At 44.2% G+C, this 17,424-nt stretch carries 13 protein-coding genes and 1 pseudogene; 1 reads left to right on the top strand and 13 read right to left on the bottom strand.

The window, feature by feature from the left end; all coding sequences use genetic code 11:
- Positions 1-83: 83 nt before the first annotated feature.
- The 13 genes and pseudogenes from C2M33_RS04950 to C2M33_RS04890 all read right to left on the bottom strand — a co-directional run bounded on the left by C2M33_RS04950 (position 84) and on the right by C2M33_RS04890 (position 14,737).
- Entirely contained in the window at positions 84-500 is a 417-nt protein-coding gene (locus C2M33_RS04950; protein ID WP_138625218.1) for a hypothetical protein, read from the bottom strand.
- A 423-nt stretch (positions 501-923) separates the two neighbouring features.
- Positions 924-3,010, bottom strand: a pseudogene (gene fusA / locus C2M33_RS04945) (elongation factor G).
- Positions 3,011-3,219: 209 nt separating this feature from the next.
- Complete coding sequence (locus C2M33_RS04940; protein WP_063700968.1) at positions 3,220-3,948, bottom strand: response regulator; 729 nt, start codon at positions 3,946-3,948, stop codon at positions 3,220-3,222.
- Positions 3,949-3,984: 36 nt separating this feature from the next.
- On the bottom strand, positions 3,985-5,607 hold the full coding sequence (locus C2M33_RS04935) for an ATP-binding protein (RefSeq protein ID WP_105173897.1): 1,623 nt from the start codon (positions 5,605-5,607) through the stop codon (positions 3,985-3,987).
- 14 nt (positions 5,608-5,621) lie between these two features.
- On the bottom strand, positions 5,622-7,160 hold the full coding sequence (locus C2M33_RS04930; protein WP_063700964.1) for a tripartite tricarboxylate transporter permease: 1,539 nt from the start codon (positions 7,158-7,160) through the stop codon (positions 5,622-5,624).
- Positions 7,161-7,163: 3 nt separating this feature from the next.
- Positions 7,164-7,628 (bottom strand): tripartite tricarboxylate transporter TctB family protein, encoded by a 465-nt coding sequence (locus C2M33_RS04925; RefSeq protein WP_063700962.1) that lies wholly within the window; start codon positions 7,626-7,628, stop codon positions 7,164-7,166.
- Positions 7,629-7,637: 9 nt separating this feature from the next.
- Positions 7,638-8,603, bottom strand: coding sequence for a Bug family tripartite tricarboxylate transporter substrate binding protein (locus C2M33_RS04920; RefSeq protein WP_442793143.1), 966 nt, complete (start codon positions 8,601-8,603; stop codon positions 7,638-7,640).
- Between the two features lie 12 nt (positions 8,604-8,615).
- A complete protein-coding gene (locus C2M33_RS04915; RefSeq protein ID WP_105173896.1) occupies positions 8,616-9,857 on the bottom strand; it encodes an OprO/OprP family phosphate-selective porin in 1,242 nt (413 codons plus the stop codon).
- Between the two features lie 227 nt (positions 9,858-10,084).
- On the bottom strand, positions 10,085-10,744 hold the full coding sequence (locus tag C2M33_RS04910; RefSeq protein ID WP_063700958.1) for a 3-oxoacid CoA-transferase subunit B: 660 nt from the start codon (positions 10,742-10,744) through the stop codon (positions 10,085-10,087).
- Positions 10,745-10,755: 11 nt separating this feature from the next.
- Positions 10,756-11,463 (bottom strand): CoA transferase subunit A, encoded by a 708-nt coding sequence (locus C2M33_RS04905; protein WP_063527828.1) that lies wholly within the window; start codon positions 11,461-11,463, stop codon positions 10,756-10,758.
- Positions 11,464-11,472: 9 nt separating this feature from the next.
- The gene (locus C2M33_RS04900) at positions 11,473-12,234 is read right to left on the bottom strand and encodes a 3-hydroxybutyrate dehydrogenase (RefSeq protein WP_054552326.1); all 762 of its coding nucleotides are present in this window, start codon (positions 12,232-12,234) and stop codon (positions 11,473-11,475) included.
- A gap of 4 nt (positions 12,235-12,238) precedes the next feature.
- Entirely contained in the window at positions 12,239-13,426 is a 1,188-nt protein-coding gene (locus C2M33_RS04895; protein WP_105173895.1) for an E22 family MetX-like putative esterase, read from the bottom strand.
- 9 nt (positions 13,427-13,435) lie between these two features.
- Positions 13,436-14,737 (bottom strand): GntP family permease, encoded by a 1,302-nt coding sequence (locus C2M33_RS04890; RefSeq protein ID WP_105173894.1) that lies wholly within the window; start codon positions 14,735-14,737, stop codon positions 13,436-13,438.
- A 295-nt stretch (positions 14,738-15,032) separates the two neighbouring features.
- Here C2M33_RS04890 and C2M33_RS04885 point away from each other — a divergent pair, with 295 nt between their 5' ends.
- The gene (locus tag C2M33_RS04885) at positions 15,033-17,324 is read left to right on the top strand and encodes a TonB-dependent receptor (RefSeq protein ID WP_063700951.1); all 2,292 of its coding nucleotides are present in this window, start codon (positions 15,033-15,035) and stop codon (positions 17,322-17,324) included.
- Positions 17,325-17,424 lie beyond the last annotated feature (100 nt).

Below are 17,424 nucleotides of genomic sequence, written 5' to 3'. Positions count from 1 at the left end.
CGACGCTATATATAAATAAGGCCGCTTTCGCGGCCTTTTTTATTTTTGTTCACATAATTTAGCATTATTGAGGCTTGCTAGTATTAGGCTTTACATTGCAGATTAGGCTTTATGGCACAACCTGCTTTTGACTTATAGAGCTTAGCAATGTCACTCTGTTGCTGCTCATCTACCTGCCAGTTCATAAACTGATATGACTTGCCATTCTGCAAGCTGATTTTAAATACGGTGATGAATGCCACTTGGTTAAACTCAACAGCCAGGATGTCTTCAGCATTGATATAACGCTTACCAAATCCGCGCGAATAACAAATACCCGCTTTATAGCAGTGTAAAAAGCGTACTTGTAAGAAGTTTAATACGGTAATAAATAAAAGGGCTGGCAGCATCAACATCAAGAGCGGAGCGCCCAGCAAAGTAACGCTTAATGCAACAAGAATAGCCAATGCTATCTTGCTTCCCTGTAGAGTCCAATTGGGACTTAACTTAATCGTTTTCATGAAAATGTTTCTTTAGTTGTAATATTTAATAAGCAGACGTTTAATACAAAATGATTAAAAATCATTTAATCTGCGATTCTACACAGGGTAAAAAAGGTACACAAGGTACAAAAAAGCACTTTTTTACTAGAACAAAAGAATTAATACACAACTAATTAATAGTAATGTACTTTTTCTTAAAATGAATTTTGTATTAAAATCGTACAATTTTCACTCAGCAATACCAATGCATTACACACCACTCTTCAACAACAACAAAAGTGTGAGATTTCTTTAGGTACATTAATAATAAAAGGCTGAATGGCAGGTTAATTTAGAAAGATATGAAATGATTAATTTGTAACCGAAAATACTTAGCATGAAATTTAGATAATAAAAAACCCGCAACAAGTGCGGGTTTTTTTAAATAAGTTAAAAGGCTAATTACTTAGCAGCTTTTTTCTCTTTTTCTGCAGCGATTACAGTTTCAGCTACGTTCTGTGGACATGGTGCGTAGTGTGAGAACTCCATAGAGAACTGACCACGACCAGACGTGATAGTACGTAAGTGACCGATGTAACCGAACATTTCTGAAAGTGGTACTTCACCCTTGATGCGAACGCCCATTGCGCCTGCTTCTTGGTCTTTGATCATACCACGACGACGGTTAAGGTCACCGATTACGTCACCCACGTTGTCTTCTGGAGTGAACACGTCAACTTTCATGATTGGCTCAAGAAGTTGTGCGCCCGCTTTAGGGATAGACTGACGGAAAGCGCCTTTAGCAGCGATTTCGAACGCGATTGCTGATGAGTCAACTGCGTGGAATGCACCGTCAACTAATTCAACTTCAACGTCTAACACTGGGAAGCCAGCTAGAACACCTTCTTGCATCATTGATGCGAAGCCTTTCTCAACTGCAGGCCAGAATTCCTTAGGAACGTTACCACCAACAACTGAAGACGTGAATGTGAAACCTGAGTTAGGCTCACCTGGCTTGATGCGGTAATCGATCTTACCGAATTGACCAGAACCACCAGATTGTTTCTTGTGCGTGTAGCTATCTTCGATTTCTTTCGTGATAGTTTCACGGTAAGCAACCTGAGGTTGACCAACGATTAGGTCTACGCCGTAAGTACGCTTAAGGATATCTACTTTGATATCTAAGTGTAGCTCACCCATACCTTTAAGGATGGTTTCGCCTGAATCTTCGTCAGTTTCAACTTGGAATGAAGGATCTTCTGCAACCATCTTACCGATCGCGATACCCATCTTCTCGTTACCGCCTTTGTCTTTAGGAGCAACAGCGATTGAGATAACTGGATCAGGGAAGATCATCGCTTCAAGTGTACATCGTGCTTAGGATCACATAGAGTGTGACCAGTTTGAACGTTCTTCATACCAACAACAGCGATAATGTCACCCGCTTGCGCTTCAGAGATCTCGTTACGGTCGTTAGCTTGCATCTCAACCATACGGCCGATACGCTCTGTTTTACCAGTTGCAGAGTTAAGTACTGTGTCACCTTTCTTCATACGACCTGAGTAGATACGGATGAACGTAAGTGCACCGAAACGGTCGTCCATGATTTTGAACGCTAACGCTTTAAGTGGCGCATCTGCATCAACAGTTGCAACTTCACCAGTCGCTTCACCTGTTTCAGGATCAGTTAGAGGTTGTGGATCAACTTCTGTAGGCGCAGGTAGGTAATCTACAACCGCGTCTAGTACTAATTGCATACCTTTGTTTTTGAATGCAGAACCACAGAAAGTTGGGAAGAAAGCAAGGTCACGAGTACCTTTACGGATACACGCTTTGATTTGCTCTAGTGAAGGAACTTCACCTTCCATGTACGCTTCCATTAGGTCGTCGTCTTGCTCAACAGCAGACTCAACTAGCATCTCATGGTATTCTTCAACTTTGTCAACCATGTCAGCTGGAACGTCTTGTACTGTGTAGTTTTCAGGAAGACCAGTCTCATCCCAAACGTATGCTTTTTTCTCAAGTACGTCTACAACACCACAGAATTGATCTTCGATACCGATTGGTAGAGTCATAACTAGTGGGTTAGCACCAAGTACTTTTTCAACTTGACCAACTACGCGGTAGAAGTCAGCACCCATACGGTCTAGTTTGTTTACGAAGATTACACGTGCAACTTCTGATTCGTTAGCGTAACGCCAGTTAGTTTCTGATTGTGGCTCAACACCACCAGAACCACAGAATACACCGATACCACCGTCTAGTACTTTAAGTGAACGGTATACTTCTACTGTGAAGTCAACGTGTCCCGGAGTATCGATAACGTTTAAGCGGTGGCCTTTCCACTCACAAGTTACAGCTGCTGATTGGATTGTAATACCGCGCTCAGCTTCTTGTTCCATGAAGTCAGTAGTAGACTCACCGTCGTGTACCTCACCAGTCTTATGAATTTTACCCGTAAGCTTAAGGATACGCTCAGTGGTGGTAGTTTTACCCGCGTCAACGTGGGCGAAAATACCAATATTTCTGTACTTCGATAAATCTGCCATTATTTTACTCTTAATAAAGTCGAAAAATTATTCGGCGGGAGTATAGCATTACTTAAAGCGAACATCACCATCGAAGTCGCTTAAAATGCAATCAATTTTATAAAATTTTTCTATGCTAAGGATAAGCGGCACTTTTTATGGTGCCGATTAATGAATTTATGTGACTAAAATCGTTAATTTAACGGTAATTTACCCGATAAATGATGCGATTAGCTGCTTGTCATTTTGTAACAGCGTTCAGGTCGGCCGATACTTCCGTAGCTTTGATCCGCACTGACTTGCTCTGCTTCAAGCAGATATTCAAGGTAACGACGGGCTGTTGAACGACTTACCCCCACCAAATCGCCCATTTGCTGAGCTGTAAAATTTGCACCTAAATTTGCTTTAAACGCTTTTAAGATCTTTTGCAAAGTCAGTTGATCCACCCCTTTTGGCAACCTGACCGGCGCTTTTAACTGCTCTTGCGATCCAAATAAGGTATCAACCATTGATTGGGTCACTTCATCGGCATCTGACAAGCATTGCTGCCTTGCTTCGAATCGCGCCAGCGCTTGATCCAACCGATTGAGCATTAACGGTTTCACTAAGAAATCACAGGCACCAAGCTGCATCGCTTTTTCCAGTGTTTCGACTTCTTTTGCTGCGGTTAACAGCATTACTTCGCTTTTCATTTCTTCGCGGCGTAATTCATTGAGTAAATCAAGGCCATTACCATCGGGTAAATGAATATCCAGCAAAATTAAATCAGCATTAATCGCCGATAACAGCGCTTTCGCGGTGGCAAGATTGCCAGCAATACCTACAACCTGATATTGCCCCTGACGCAGTGTTTGCCGTGCCCCTTGTTGGCCAGCAACGCCATGTGGAAGTAATAAGTATTGCGCCAACAACTGGGCTACTTCTACTTCGTCTTCAACAATGACAACCGAGTAAGTCATGTTCTTTACCTTTTATTTATAGGCTGATCGTTTTTATTATTTTGGAATGTAGACACTTAAACGTGCCCCCATCAGATCAGACTCACCTATTTCTAAACTACCACGACACGAATCTAAATTGGTTTTAACCAAATAAAGGCCGATACCATGCTCAGCCCCTGACTTAGAGCTGTATTGTGGTGTAAATACCACATCCTTGTCATTGCCTAAACCAAAACCGCTGTCTTCAACATCAAACAATAATGTTTTACTGGTTTCATCAACCGTAACACGAACCTTAGGGGTACGTGTATCGCTAGCTCGAATGGCAGCTTCAATTGCGTTATCAATCAAGTTGCCAAGTATCGAAACAACCCGTTCTAGCATATCTTTACGGGTGATCGATCCTAGTAAGCTGTCTGGATTAAGCTCAAGGATTACATTAAGTTCACGGGCTTTGTGATATTTACCAACCAATAAACCTGCTAGTACCGGATCTTGGATCCTTTCGAGTAAATGATGGATCTGCGCTTGCGAGCCTTTACTTTCTTGGCCAATTAACTCAATTGCCTGATCCGTTTGCCCCATTTGAATTAACGCACCAATTAAGTTTAGCTTGTTTGAGTAATCATGGGTTTGCACCCGCAATAGCTCAGCAAAAGCTTGTACTTTAGTTAATTGTTGCGATAAATATTCAAGCTCATCCGCAGGGCGCATACTCAGCAAAATACCATCAGCCTGACCTTGCACCTGCAATGCATACCGCGACAATACAATGCGTTTATCGGCGGCAAATAATTCAAAACCAACAATCGGACGCTGTTGGTTATGCATTAAAAATTCAGCATGTTCAGGAAGTAAATCTTCAAGTTTAAGTGGTTGATGGATACAGCTGATCGGTTTACCAAGGATTTCGCAAGCACGCTGGTTTAAGTTACGCACGTTACCCTCAGGGTCGAGGGCGATAATGCCGCTACGAACGGTATTCAAAATAGCATCTTGCTCAGAGAACAGTCGTGCTATTTCGTCAGGTTGTAAACCAAAAATAGCGTTACGTACCCGTTGACCGATATACACCGCAGCCAAAATACTTAAACCGACTAACAACAAGCCCCAAAGCATAATTTCAGCACTGCGAGCACGAATGAGCGGCTCAATTGATTGCACTAAAAAGCCAACCGAAACCAAGCCAATAACTTCGCCCTGATCTGAAAGCACGGGGACTTTGCCACGGATAGATTCGCCCAAACTCCCTTTTGCAATCGATACATACCGCTCACCACGTAGCGCCGCTTTACTATCACCACCCACCATCGGCTTACCGAGCTTGTCAGAGTCGGGGTGAACAATGCGGCGAGTATTTCTATCGCCAATAACGATAAAGCTAGCTGCAGTGAGTTCACGAATATGCTCTATTTGCGTATTTAACTCATCAAGTCCTTGCTTGGTTTGCAATGCATATTGTACGTCATCCCGTGAGGCAATGCTGGTTGCGAGCGCAAGGGCTTTATCACCCATGTGGTTATGTAAGCTTTCTGCAGTGATCTGATACACCAAAGCGCCAAACAACACAGCTTGCAAAACACATAGACCGGTAACCCAAATAATGAGTCGCGTTTCTAAGCGCTTTGGTTTTTTAACCATATGCTGAAATGGGTTTAGCTTATTGGTGTATCTCATATCAGTGCCTTGTTCTACGCATGTTGCTCTGCTTGCGTAGCTGCTTTGTCTTTACGACGTTGGACAATATAGTCTTTCAGTGGGAACAACAACACTAAGATCGAAATCACAAAAATACTCAGTGTTAATGGGCGGTCCCATAAAAAGCTCAGCGAGCCATCTGAAATCATCATGGCACGGCGGAAATTTCGCTCAATCATATCACCGAGGATAAAGCCAAGTAATAAAGGCGCCATCGGGAACGCTAACAATCGAAGTACCAAGGCCACCAGCGCAAAGCCCACCATCATAAATAAATCAAAGGTGTTAAATGACACTAAATACACGCCAATTAAGCTGAAGAATAAAATCATCACTGTCAGCACAGATTTAGGCATTGCCAGCACTTTAGCGAAATACGGGATCAGCGGCAGATTCAAAATAAGCAGTACAATATTGCCAAAGTACATACTGACAATAACTGCCCAAAACACGCTTGGGTTTTCTTGCATTAACATAGGACCCGGCTGAATACCGTAGGCAATTAATGCACCTAACATAATCGCTGTCGTACCAGAACCCGGAATACCTAAAGTCAGCAATGGTACAAATGAGCCAGTACAGGCTGCATTATTAGCCGACTCAGGTGCAGCTAAGCCACGCATTGAACCCTTACCAAATTTATCTTTCAGTGCTTTTGGAGCAAGATTACGCTCAGTAGCATAGGCCATAAAGCTGGCAATCGTTGCCCCTGCACCCGGTAAAACACCGACAATAAAACCAAGCAAAGATGAGCGGCCAACCACTGGAGCCATGTCTTTGACTTCTTCTTTAGTCAGTTTTGTTGAACCAATTTTTGGCGTATCAGGATCGTCCAGTTTTTTATCTGGCTCAGCTTCTGGGCGCGCCACATTAATCAGTGCCTCAGCCAACGCAAACGTTGCCATTGCCACTAATAAAAAGCTAATCCCATCTAATAAATCGGCTTGGCCAAAGGTAAAGCGCTCGGTACCTGAAGAGGGATCAATACCAACCGTTGCCAGCATTAAACCAAATACCGTCATCATCATGGCTTTTAAAAATTGCCCTTTATTAGAGAATGCAGCAATGGCCGTTAAGCCTAAAAACATCAGTACAACATAATCAGGCGATTGGAAACTTAATGACACTTTCGCTAATAATGGCGCCGCCACCATCAGTAAAATGGCGCCAATCGTCCCGCCTATAAAGGATGAATAAGCTGCAATAGCCAGAGCTTTACCTGCCTTACCTTGTTTTGCTAGCGGGTAACCATCAAACGATGACGCTACTGTCCCCGCCACACCCGGCGCATTAATCAAAATAGAAGAAGTAGAGCCACCGAATATAGCCCCGTAGTAAACACCCGCCATTAAAATCATGCCCGAATCAGCACCGATGCTGTAAGTGATCGGGATCATCAACGCAATCGCAGTAATTGGCCCAAGGCCAGGTAGCATACCGATGAACGTGCCAACAAAGCAGCCAACAATCACATATAACAAGTTGTTCCAGTCGAGTACGGTCGACAAACCTAACATAATTCCATCAAGCATAACTTAACTCCACAGATTGCCAGGTACTAAGTAAATGCCCAGTACTTGTGTCATTAAAAACCAAAAAACCACGGCCACAGGTACAGAGGCAAACAACAACACCTTCTTACGGCGCTCACCCATAATAAAAAAGCCAGCAATTAAAAAGGCACTGGTGGCAATTAAAAAGCCGAACGGTTCAAGCATGGCGCTATAAGCAACCATCAACACCAACAGTGCAAAGGTACGTAGTAAGTTGCCCTTACTGAGTAGCTCTGCTTTTTCTGCTGGTGCTTGCTTTAATAAGTTGGCACCAATCGAGAGTACACACACCACAATACCGAATACCGCATACACTTTTGGTAAGGTTGCTGAAGTAACGCTTTCGTACTCTTCAAATGGCATAAGTGGAATTTGCCAAGCCACAAGGGCGTAGAGGGTAAAGAGGACCAAGAATAAACTTGGTCCAATTAGTTCACGGTTTAACATCGTCTAACCTTAGCCTCGGATAAAACCAAGTTCTTTCATTACAACGCGTAATTGCGCTTCTTGCTGCTCAAGCGATTTAATAAACGCTTCTTTTTCTTGAAATAGATTTAGCCAACCATTACGGGCACGAACCGCTTCCCACTCTGGGGTTTGCTGCAGCTTTCGTAGCTTTTCTGTGTACTGGGCTAGTTTGTCTGCTGGTAAATCTGGAGTTGCAAAAAAGCCGCGCCAGTTTACGAACTCCATGTCGTAACCTAGCGACTTTAAGGTTGGAATTGCTGGGTAATCTGGCAATGTCTCTGCTGAAGTCACCGCTAAAATTCGCGCTTGACCGCCATTCGCGACTTCGAGTGCTTCACTTAAGCCTGTTGAAAGTAAGTTGACCTCACCCGACAGTAAACCTGCTTTCGCTTTACCACCGGCATCATAAGGAATGTAACGTAAACGACGACCATCAAGCCCCGCCGCTTTCACCGCTTGTGCTGCTACTAAGTGATCCATGCTGCCACGCGCAGAACCACCCGCCACTTTTACAGAGCCTGGGTCTTTTTTCATGGCATCAATAACGTCTTGCCATGTTTTAAATGGCGAGTCATTACGGACCACAAACGCACCATAATCAGCAATCATGCTGGCAACTGGCGTTAAATCGCGATAGCTGTAAGGAATTTTGCCTGATAATGCGCGCAGAACGATAGGCGTTGAGTTAACCATCAACATATCGCCTTTTTTAGTGCCCGACTCAATCAAGTAAGCAATTGCACGGCCACCGCCGCCGCCCGACATATTCTGAAACGATGCATTATCTTCAATACCCGCTTTCACCATTGCTTCGCCGACACCACGTGCTGTGGTATCCCAACCGCCGCCTGGGCCACCCGGTACCAAAAAGTGTAAGTTTGCCAATGCCAGTGGGCTGGCTACTAATAATGAAGCTGCTAAAACAGATCTTTTTAATGATTTAAACATAGTCATAATGCACGACTCCTAAAATAAGTACTGCATACGAGCACTGATGCCCATACCTGAATCTTCATCACCAATCAGCGTAGAAGCACCGGCACCATCAACATCGCTGTAAATCAGGTTGCCCATAAATTTGATATCGCTGCTTAGGTAGTAAGATGTGCCTAATGTATAAGTGGTTACGTCGGTACCTTGCTGTTTGCTGCTGGCATTCATTTGTGACACACGGGCAACAAGCTCCCATGCATCTTTAATCCCTTTTGGTTGCACAAATAACGCTGAACCTGCTTTGTAACGGCGCTGCTCACCACCTAAGAAGTAACTTGCCGAAACATGAAAGCCATCAAATCGCTCACCATCAAGGTCATTGCTACTATCAACAGTATCTAGGTAACGGCTAGCATATTCAGCCTCTAGAGTGAATGCATTCGCTTGGTAGGCAAATTCAAGACCGCTTTGCGACATGCTATCAAGCGCTGCCGTTTCACCACCGACTGCGTAATCGACTAAGCGAACATTGGTTTCACGCACTTCACCACGGGCAAAACGAGCACTTAAATCATTGCCGCCCATATCACGATAAGAATGCCAAGCACCTAAATGGATCACATCACCCGGCGCTGCACTTGACCAGGTTAAGCGACCTGTTACAGCCAATGTCAGTTTGTCATTTTCGTCATGGCCTGAAGCACCAAACGCATCATTTTTGTAAACACCCACCGCGTAACGTAAGCCTGAATCTTTAAAGTATTGAGAAGCTGAGATACCCCAGCGGAAGAAAGGTGAGAAGGTATTAGCAAGGGTGCTGCGCTCAATGGTATTAATATGTTTAGAACTAGTTAGCGCATTGAGCGACATGTCTTCACGGATTTTACCGGCTTTTACTTTTAAGCCGTTGTCGAATGCATAACGTACACGCGCTAACACGATTTCAGCCGTGCCTTCAGCAAATTCGAGTAGTAGTTTGTGATCCCAGTTGCCATGTTCACTTTCAACATAAGTACGGATACGACGTGGGAAGAAGTCGCTGCCTCCTGCGCCATCATTGTCGGCATTGTAAGCACCGTCGAAATAGTTGTAATCAAGTTGCACGCGACCACCAAATTCTAGGTTAAAGCCGCTAGATGTTTTTAATGAGTCCACTTCTTTTTGAAGTGCATCGAGTTGTTGCTGTAGTTGTTCAGTGTCGCTTTGTGCGAATGCTGAGGTACTTGCTAACGCCGCTGCAACGGCTAAAGCGAGCTGTGTGTTACTTGCTTTCATGAATTACTCCACACCAGATTATAATTATTTGTTGTCGTTGATCGGCCTACTGCAATCGGCGATCTGGTTTGGAGCATAGTGTTAACGATAGATTAACGAAATGTTTAGGGGGTAAGTTGCATTGATGGTGATAAATGGCTTTTTGTTCATAAAACTCATGAACAAAAAGCACATTATTGGGGTTTAGTATAAAATCTAGGCAAATTAGCTGCTTAAAAGTCGCAAAACTAGCTAAAGGTCATCTCAGGAATGTCACCAGAGACAATCAGCTTGCCCTGTGTCTTAGCAATAATCTCATCAACCGAGACACCCGGAGCACGCTCTAATAAATGAAATGCACCGTCTTTAATTTCTAAAAGAGCCAAATCGGTGATCACTTTATTGATACAACCAACACCTGTTAACGGCAAACTACATTCGGTCAGCAGCTTTGATTCGCCATGCTTATTTGCATGGGTCATAGTACAAATAATGTTTTTAGCACCGGCTACTAAATCCATCGCACCACCCATGCCTTTAACCAACTTTTTCGGGATCATCCAACTGGCAATGTTGCCGTTTTGGTCCACTTCAAACGCACCCAGCACGGTTAAGTCAACGTGCCCACCGCGGATCATGGCAAAGCTTTCTGCGGAGCTAAATATAGCCGCCCCTTTTGCTGCGGTGACCGTTTCTTTACCTGCGTTGATCATATCAGCATCAACTTGGTCTGCACTTGGGTATGGCCCCATACCGAGTAAACCATTTTCAGATTGCAGCATCACTTCGATGCCATCAGGGACATAATTAGCGACCAAGGTTGGAATACCTATACCTAAGTTAACGTAGTAACCATCCTGTAGTTCCATCGCCACGCGTTTAGCGATTTGTTCTCGTGATAATGCCATCAGCGTGCTCCTTATTGATTCTCTTGCTTAGTGGTAACTTTCTCGATGCGCTTTTCAAATTCACCTTTAATCACTCGGTCAATATAGATACCCGGCGTGTGAATTTGGCTTGGCTCTAGCTCCCCTGGCTCAACAATTTCTTCAACTTCAAGAACCGTAATTTTGCCAGCGGTTGCTGCCATCGGGTTAAAGTTCATCGCCGTATGACGATAAATGCAGTTACCATAACGATCTGCTTTCCACGCTTTAACTATCGCAAAGTCGCCAGTAATGCTTGGCTCCAATAAATAGTCACGACCATTAATATTGCGGGTTTCTTTACCGTCAGCCACCGGAGTACCCACGCCAGTTGCGGTATAAAATGCAGGAATGCCCGCGCCGCCAGCTCGCATTTTTTCAGCTAAGGTGCCTTGTGGTGTGAGCTCTACTTCCAGTTCACCATTTAATAGTTGCTGCTCAAATAGCGCGTTTTCACCAACGTAAGAGGCAACCATCTTGCTGATTTGCTTATCTTCAAGTAGCACACCTAAACCAAAACCATCCACACCACAGTTATTCGATACCACGGTTAAATCTCGGGTGCCTTGACGTTTAATTTGCGCAATCAGTCCTTCAGGAATACCGCATAAACCAAAACCACCGGCTATCACTGTCATGCCATCTTCAAGGCCAGCCATCGCTTCGCTATAACTTGTAACTACTTTATCAAAACCTGCCATTGGCTCCTCCTATTGTGCAGTCCAACCGCCATCAATGGCGATTGCTTGGGCGGTAATATTGCGTGCTGCATCGGCCATTAAAAAACTAACGGTATGCAGGATCTCATCTAAGCCGATAAATGCTTTTTTCGGCATCGGTGCTAGCATAATTGTGTCGATCACTTGTTGCTCAGAAATGCCATGCTCTTTGGCTTGCGAGGCTATTTGTTGCTCCACAAGCGGCGTTTTTACATACGCTGGGCACACGGTATTAATCGTGATATTGGCATCGCCAGTTTCTAGTGCCATGGTTTTAGCAAAGCCGATTAAGCCATGTTTTGCAGCGATATAAGCCGACTTATATTTAGATGCCACCATGGCATGGATTGAACCAATATTAATGATACGACCAAAATCTTGCTCACGCATGCGAGGTAGTACCGCCTTGGTCATCATCGCCGGGCCAACGAGCATAACTTGCTGTAAGAACTGCCACTTATCAGCCGGAAAATCTTCAAGTTTCGCAACGTGCTGAATACCCGCATTATTAATAAGTACATCAATTGGCTGATTAAGCTCAGTGAAAAACTGCTCTATTGCATCACTATCAGCCACATTAAGTGCATACCCTTCGGCGCTGCCACCTTGCTCAACAATCCCTGCCGCCGCTTGTTGTGCTGCTTGCTGATTTAAATCAGTCACAATAATAGTGTGACCTTGCATCGCCAGTTGCTGGGCAACATATAGACCAATACCACTGGCTGCACCGGTAATTAAAACTGTTTTGCTCATCGGGTTACTCCTCTAAAAACTCACTGATAAGCTGCGCTTTCGGGGCGATTGAGAAAAGACCATCAAGGTGTCCCCAGCCCCCTTCAATTTCTGAAATCTCAACGTCTTTACCTGCCGCTTTCATGGTGTCAAACACAGTACGCATGTTTTCAGGACGAAGCAGTAAGTCGTTCGTTGCAGGTAGCAATAATGTTTTGGCAGAGACATTTTTAAGTGCCGTTGTTAAATCGCTCTGCATACCAGCGGTAAATAATTGTGATGCCCGGACCAAATAAAGTACATGGTTTGCATCTTGCGTTTTCGCTCGTGCCATTGCGCGCTGAGCGAGTACTTGGTTTAACTTAGGCAAGGTGCGAATGTCTTTTAACGCACCTTCATCCAAAACGTTAAAGTCTGGGAAGCTCGCGTTGTAAATAATTGGATGCATCGCATCTTGCGTAATATTAAGCATGGTTGCCGCTAAACCATCTAATGGGCGCTCTTTGCCGTAGTAATTACCTTGCTGCCAGTTTTTATCTAGACGAATTGGTAGCGCCCATTTTTCAAGTGCAGCGACTGTCCATGCATCCATCGTTGCAGCGCCAATCACATGAATTAAGCGCTCAACTTTATCTGGGTAACGTGTTGCCCACTCAAGTGCTTGAAACGACCCCATTGATGCGCCCATCACAGCATGTAACTTTGTGATACCTAGGCTGTCGAGTAAACGCTTTTGCACATTCACAAAGTCAGTAATCGTAACCACAGGGAAATCCAAACCATAAGGTTTACCTGTTTTTGGATTAGTTGACGCAGGGCCTGTGGTGATGACATTCGGATCATGCCAGTTGGCATTCACTAAGGTATCTGAGCTAATCACATAATATTTATTGGTATCGATAGCTTTACCTGGGCCGATAATCGCATCCCAATAACCCGGTAGGGCATCATCTGCTTTATATTTACCTGCGGCATGAGAAGTACCAGAGAAGTAATGCGTGATTAAAATCACGTTATCTTTATTGGCGTTTAGTTTTCCGTAGCTTTCCCAGCCAATATCCACTTGCTCTAACGTCACACCAGACACGGTGGTAAAATCTTTTGTCGTAAAATGCTGCTTTTCCACCAGCATGGTGTCGGCTTTGTTTGCAGCGCCAAACGCGGTGCTACTAAATACAACCAGCCATAGCAAAATTATTAATTTGGTTTTCATTGCTGTTCCTTAAAAGAAAATAAAGAGTCCGAGTGCCAATGCGACACCGATAAGCGGAATGACCGCAGTCAGCGCTGCCATTGACCAATACGCTCGTTGATGCGTTTCTTTACAGATAGCGCGTATTGTTGTGACCACATAACCATTATGCGGCAAGGTATCGAGGGCTCCAGAGCTAATTGCCACTACACGGTGCAGTTGTTCAGGGTTTACACCCATGTCTAAATAACCCGGTGCGACAAGCGGTAATGCAATGGCTTGCCCGCCAGAAGCAGAGCCTGTTAAGCCGGCAATCACACTAACCGCAACGGCAGCACCAAGTAGTTCATTACCCGGCATATGGGTCATCACATCAACAGCGGCGGTAAATGCTGGTGATACTTTCGCCACAGCGCCAAAACCAACCACGGCAGCGGTATTACCGATTGCCACTAAAGCGCCGGTCGTACCAACATTAATCGCGTTACCCATATCGTGAAAATGCTTGAAGTTAATAATTACAATACTCAATACGCCACCAAGCAAGGCAACAATCAGAGCCGTCTGCTGTAAAATATCGTGCAATGCAAATGACAGAACTAATACCACAATCAGTGGGATCACACCCGTGATTGGATGCGGACGACGACGCTCAATAATCACAGGATCATCATCACGTGCTTCAAACGTTTCGCCGTTAGCAACGGCTTTTTTGATCATCTTGTTTAACCAAAAGTAACCTGCTGTTGCCATGAAAATAGCGACCACTAAGCTCACTTCCCATGCCGCATAGGGCGACGTGCCAAGGTGCTTAACAGGGATCCAGTTTTGAATTTCTGGCGAGCCTGCCGAAGTCATGGTAAAGGTCACCGAACCAAATGCCAGCGTTGCTGGAATAAATCGGCGCGGTAAGTTTGCATCTTTAAACAGACTTAATGCCATTGGATAAACAGAAAACGCAACGATAAAGACGCTCACGCCACCGTAGGTTAAAACTGCACAGGCAATCACAACCGCAAGAACGGCGTGCTTCATACCAAGTTTACCCACAATATAGCTTGCAACACTGTCAGCAGCACCGGTGTCTTCCATGAACTTACCGAATAACGACCCCAGTAAGAACATAAAGAACCACGCACTTAAGAAGCCTGCAAAGCCATCCATATAGGCGTTAATAAAGTTTGTATCTGCCGATACAGGGAAAATGGCCATGCCACTACTAAGTGCAACTAACAGTGCACAGATTGGCGCAGCGATAAATAAATTTACCCCACGCAGCGTTAAAATGATCAGCAGTATTAAACCGCCTAACAGTCCTATCATGCTCAGCATAGACATTCCTATAATTATTGTTATTACACAGATGAGGTGACATCGGAATAATGCTTTCAGTCTTACCCTAAGCGTTCAAAAAATACATAACACTAAGGTACTATCTGCTTTAAAAATAGCTTAATTGCTTGATAAATAAAGGGCTGTGGCGGGTATAGCACTATGGTACTAATTCAATTTTTGCAACTATCTTCTACATTAACTGACAGGTGACACGGGCAAATCTTATTCAGTCTTCGGCAACATCAATGTGAGTGGCCATAAGACTAATGACAACAATAACAAGGAATACAACATGATAAAGCTTAACCCAAAAGTCGCGCCACTTACTCTGGCTGTATCACTTGCTTTGGCAGGTGTCAGTGCTCAAGCGGCAGAACAAGCCGAACCTGCAGCAAAAAAAGGTGAACTTGAACGTATTCAGGTAACAGCACGTAAAACTGTTGAAAACCTGCAAGAAGTGCCAGTCGCAGTCACTTCAATTGGTGCTGAAGAGTTGGCTGAAAATGGCATCGTCGTCATGACCGAAGTTCAGCAGTTCTCGCCAAATACCACCTTGCAAGCAAGTCGTGGTACTAACTCTACAATTACTGCGTTTATTCGTGGTGTAGGTCAGCAAGATCCACTTTGGGGCTATGAGCCGGGTGTCGGTATCTATATTGATGATGTTTATCTTGCTCGCCCACAAGGTGCCGTGCTTGATCTGCTTGATGTGCAACAAATCGAAGTATTACGCGGCCCACAAGGGACGCTTTACGGTAAAAATACCATCGGTGGTGCCATTAAATACGTCACCAAAGAAATGAGCGGTGATGCCACGTTAAATATACAAGGCACTGTAGGTAGCTATAACCAAAAAGATTTAAAAATTACTGGCCAATTACCGATTGTTGACGAAAAACTTTACGTTGGGTTTGGTTTTGCAACGCTTAACCGTGATGGCTTTGGCGAGTTTTTAACGTCTTCTCTTGATAACCAAGACCGCGAAAACTACAACAAAGATGTAACCGCAGCACGCGTTACTCTCGAATACACACCGACTGATGACCTTTTCTTCCGCTTAGCGTGGGATAAAACAGAAGACAAATCAAACGCAAAAGGTGGTTACCGTTTACTACCAAGTATTCTTACTGATGCACCTGTTCCAGACAGCGTGTATGACTCATACACCAGCTTACCAACATGGAACAAAGTTGAACTTGAAGGTTACAGCCTAACTGCTCGCTGGGATATGACTGACAGCACTAGCATTAAATATGTCGGTTCAAGCCGTGAGAGCTACTCACCAACCAATATCGACTTTGATAACACGTCACTGCAAATTTTCGATGTACCTGCTATTTACGATGATGAGCAAACCACTCACGAATTACAGCTAAATCATCAAGGCGATAACTACAAACTGGTTTCGGGTCTTTACTACTATGATGGTGAATCTTGCGGTCAATTTGAGGCTATTCTAGGTATCTTAGGTCAAAGCCTAGGTGCACCAGGCCTAACTCGTGAAGTAAGCGGCTGTAGTAACTCAAACAGTAAAGCAGCGTATATCCAAAGCTCAATTGATTTAACCGATAAATGGTCAATGACACTCGGCGCGCGTTACACCAAAGACAAAAAAGAAGCACAGGTTAACAACGGCCTAATCTTTGACATTGTTTACCCTGAGTCAGGTTGGGTGCCAGGTTACACTCGCCCAGAAGGTCAGCTTGTACCAACGGTACTCGATGATGAAGAAGAATGGTCACGCTTCACACCACGTGCAGGTGTTGAATATCAGTATTCAAACGACATCATGTTCTTTGCAAGTTATGCGCAAGGCTTTAAGTCAGGTACTTTCAACCCACGTGCAACTACTGCAGAGCCAGCTGCAAAACCAGAAATCGTTGATTCATTCGAAATCGGTATGAAGAGTGAGTGGAACAATAACTTACGTGCAAACGTCACTTTATTCACCCTTGACCATAAAGACCGTCAATACATTTCAGTATTACCGGGCGACAGCGCAGCAGATCTAAACCAACGCTTAGGTAACATTGGTGAGTCAACATCAGATGGTATCGAGCTTGAACTAAACTATGTAGCATCAGAATCACTCAGCTTTGATGCGTCAGTGGGTTACATCGATAGTAGCTTTGATAACGTGATTGATTACGACCCAGTGACTGGTGAGCAATTTGATAAATCAGATCGCTTTAGTGTATCAAACACACCTGATTTAACCTTTAATCTGGGTGCAACGTACCGCATGTACACAGAAATGGGTGACTTTGTTGTCAATGGTAACTACTACTACCGTGGTGACTACGCGCTATTCGAAGAAGATAGTCTACTAACGCAAGATGCTTACGGTATCTTCAATATGGGTATTACTTGGTACAGCACAGATGGTCACTGGACTGCAGGTCTTTACGGTAAAAACTTAACGGACGAAGAGTACATGATTGGTGGTTACCAGTTCGTGGCACCTGATCCAACAGACCCAACAGATACCAGCAAATACACCCCAGGTTTAGGTGGTGATAATACGCTAATTGGTTACTACGGCGACCCTCGCACTGTAGCCTTCACTGTTGGTTACCGTTTCTAAAATAGAATCTAAATCCTTGTGTGAGAAAAGGTTTGTCTGAAACTTCCCCTCAGGCAAACCTTGTTTCAAAAGGCAAAATCACTTATAACATAACGCATTG

Source organism: Pseudoalteromonas sp. T1lg122 (assembly GCF_002964825.1).
Classification (GTDB): Bacteria; Pseudomonadota; Gammaproteobacteria; order Enterobacterales; family Alteromonadaceae; genus Pseudoalteromonas; species Pseudoalteromonas gelatinilytica.
This window is presented reverse-complemented; position numbering and strand designations above follow the sequence as displayed.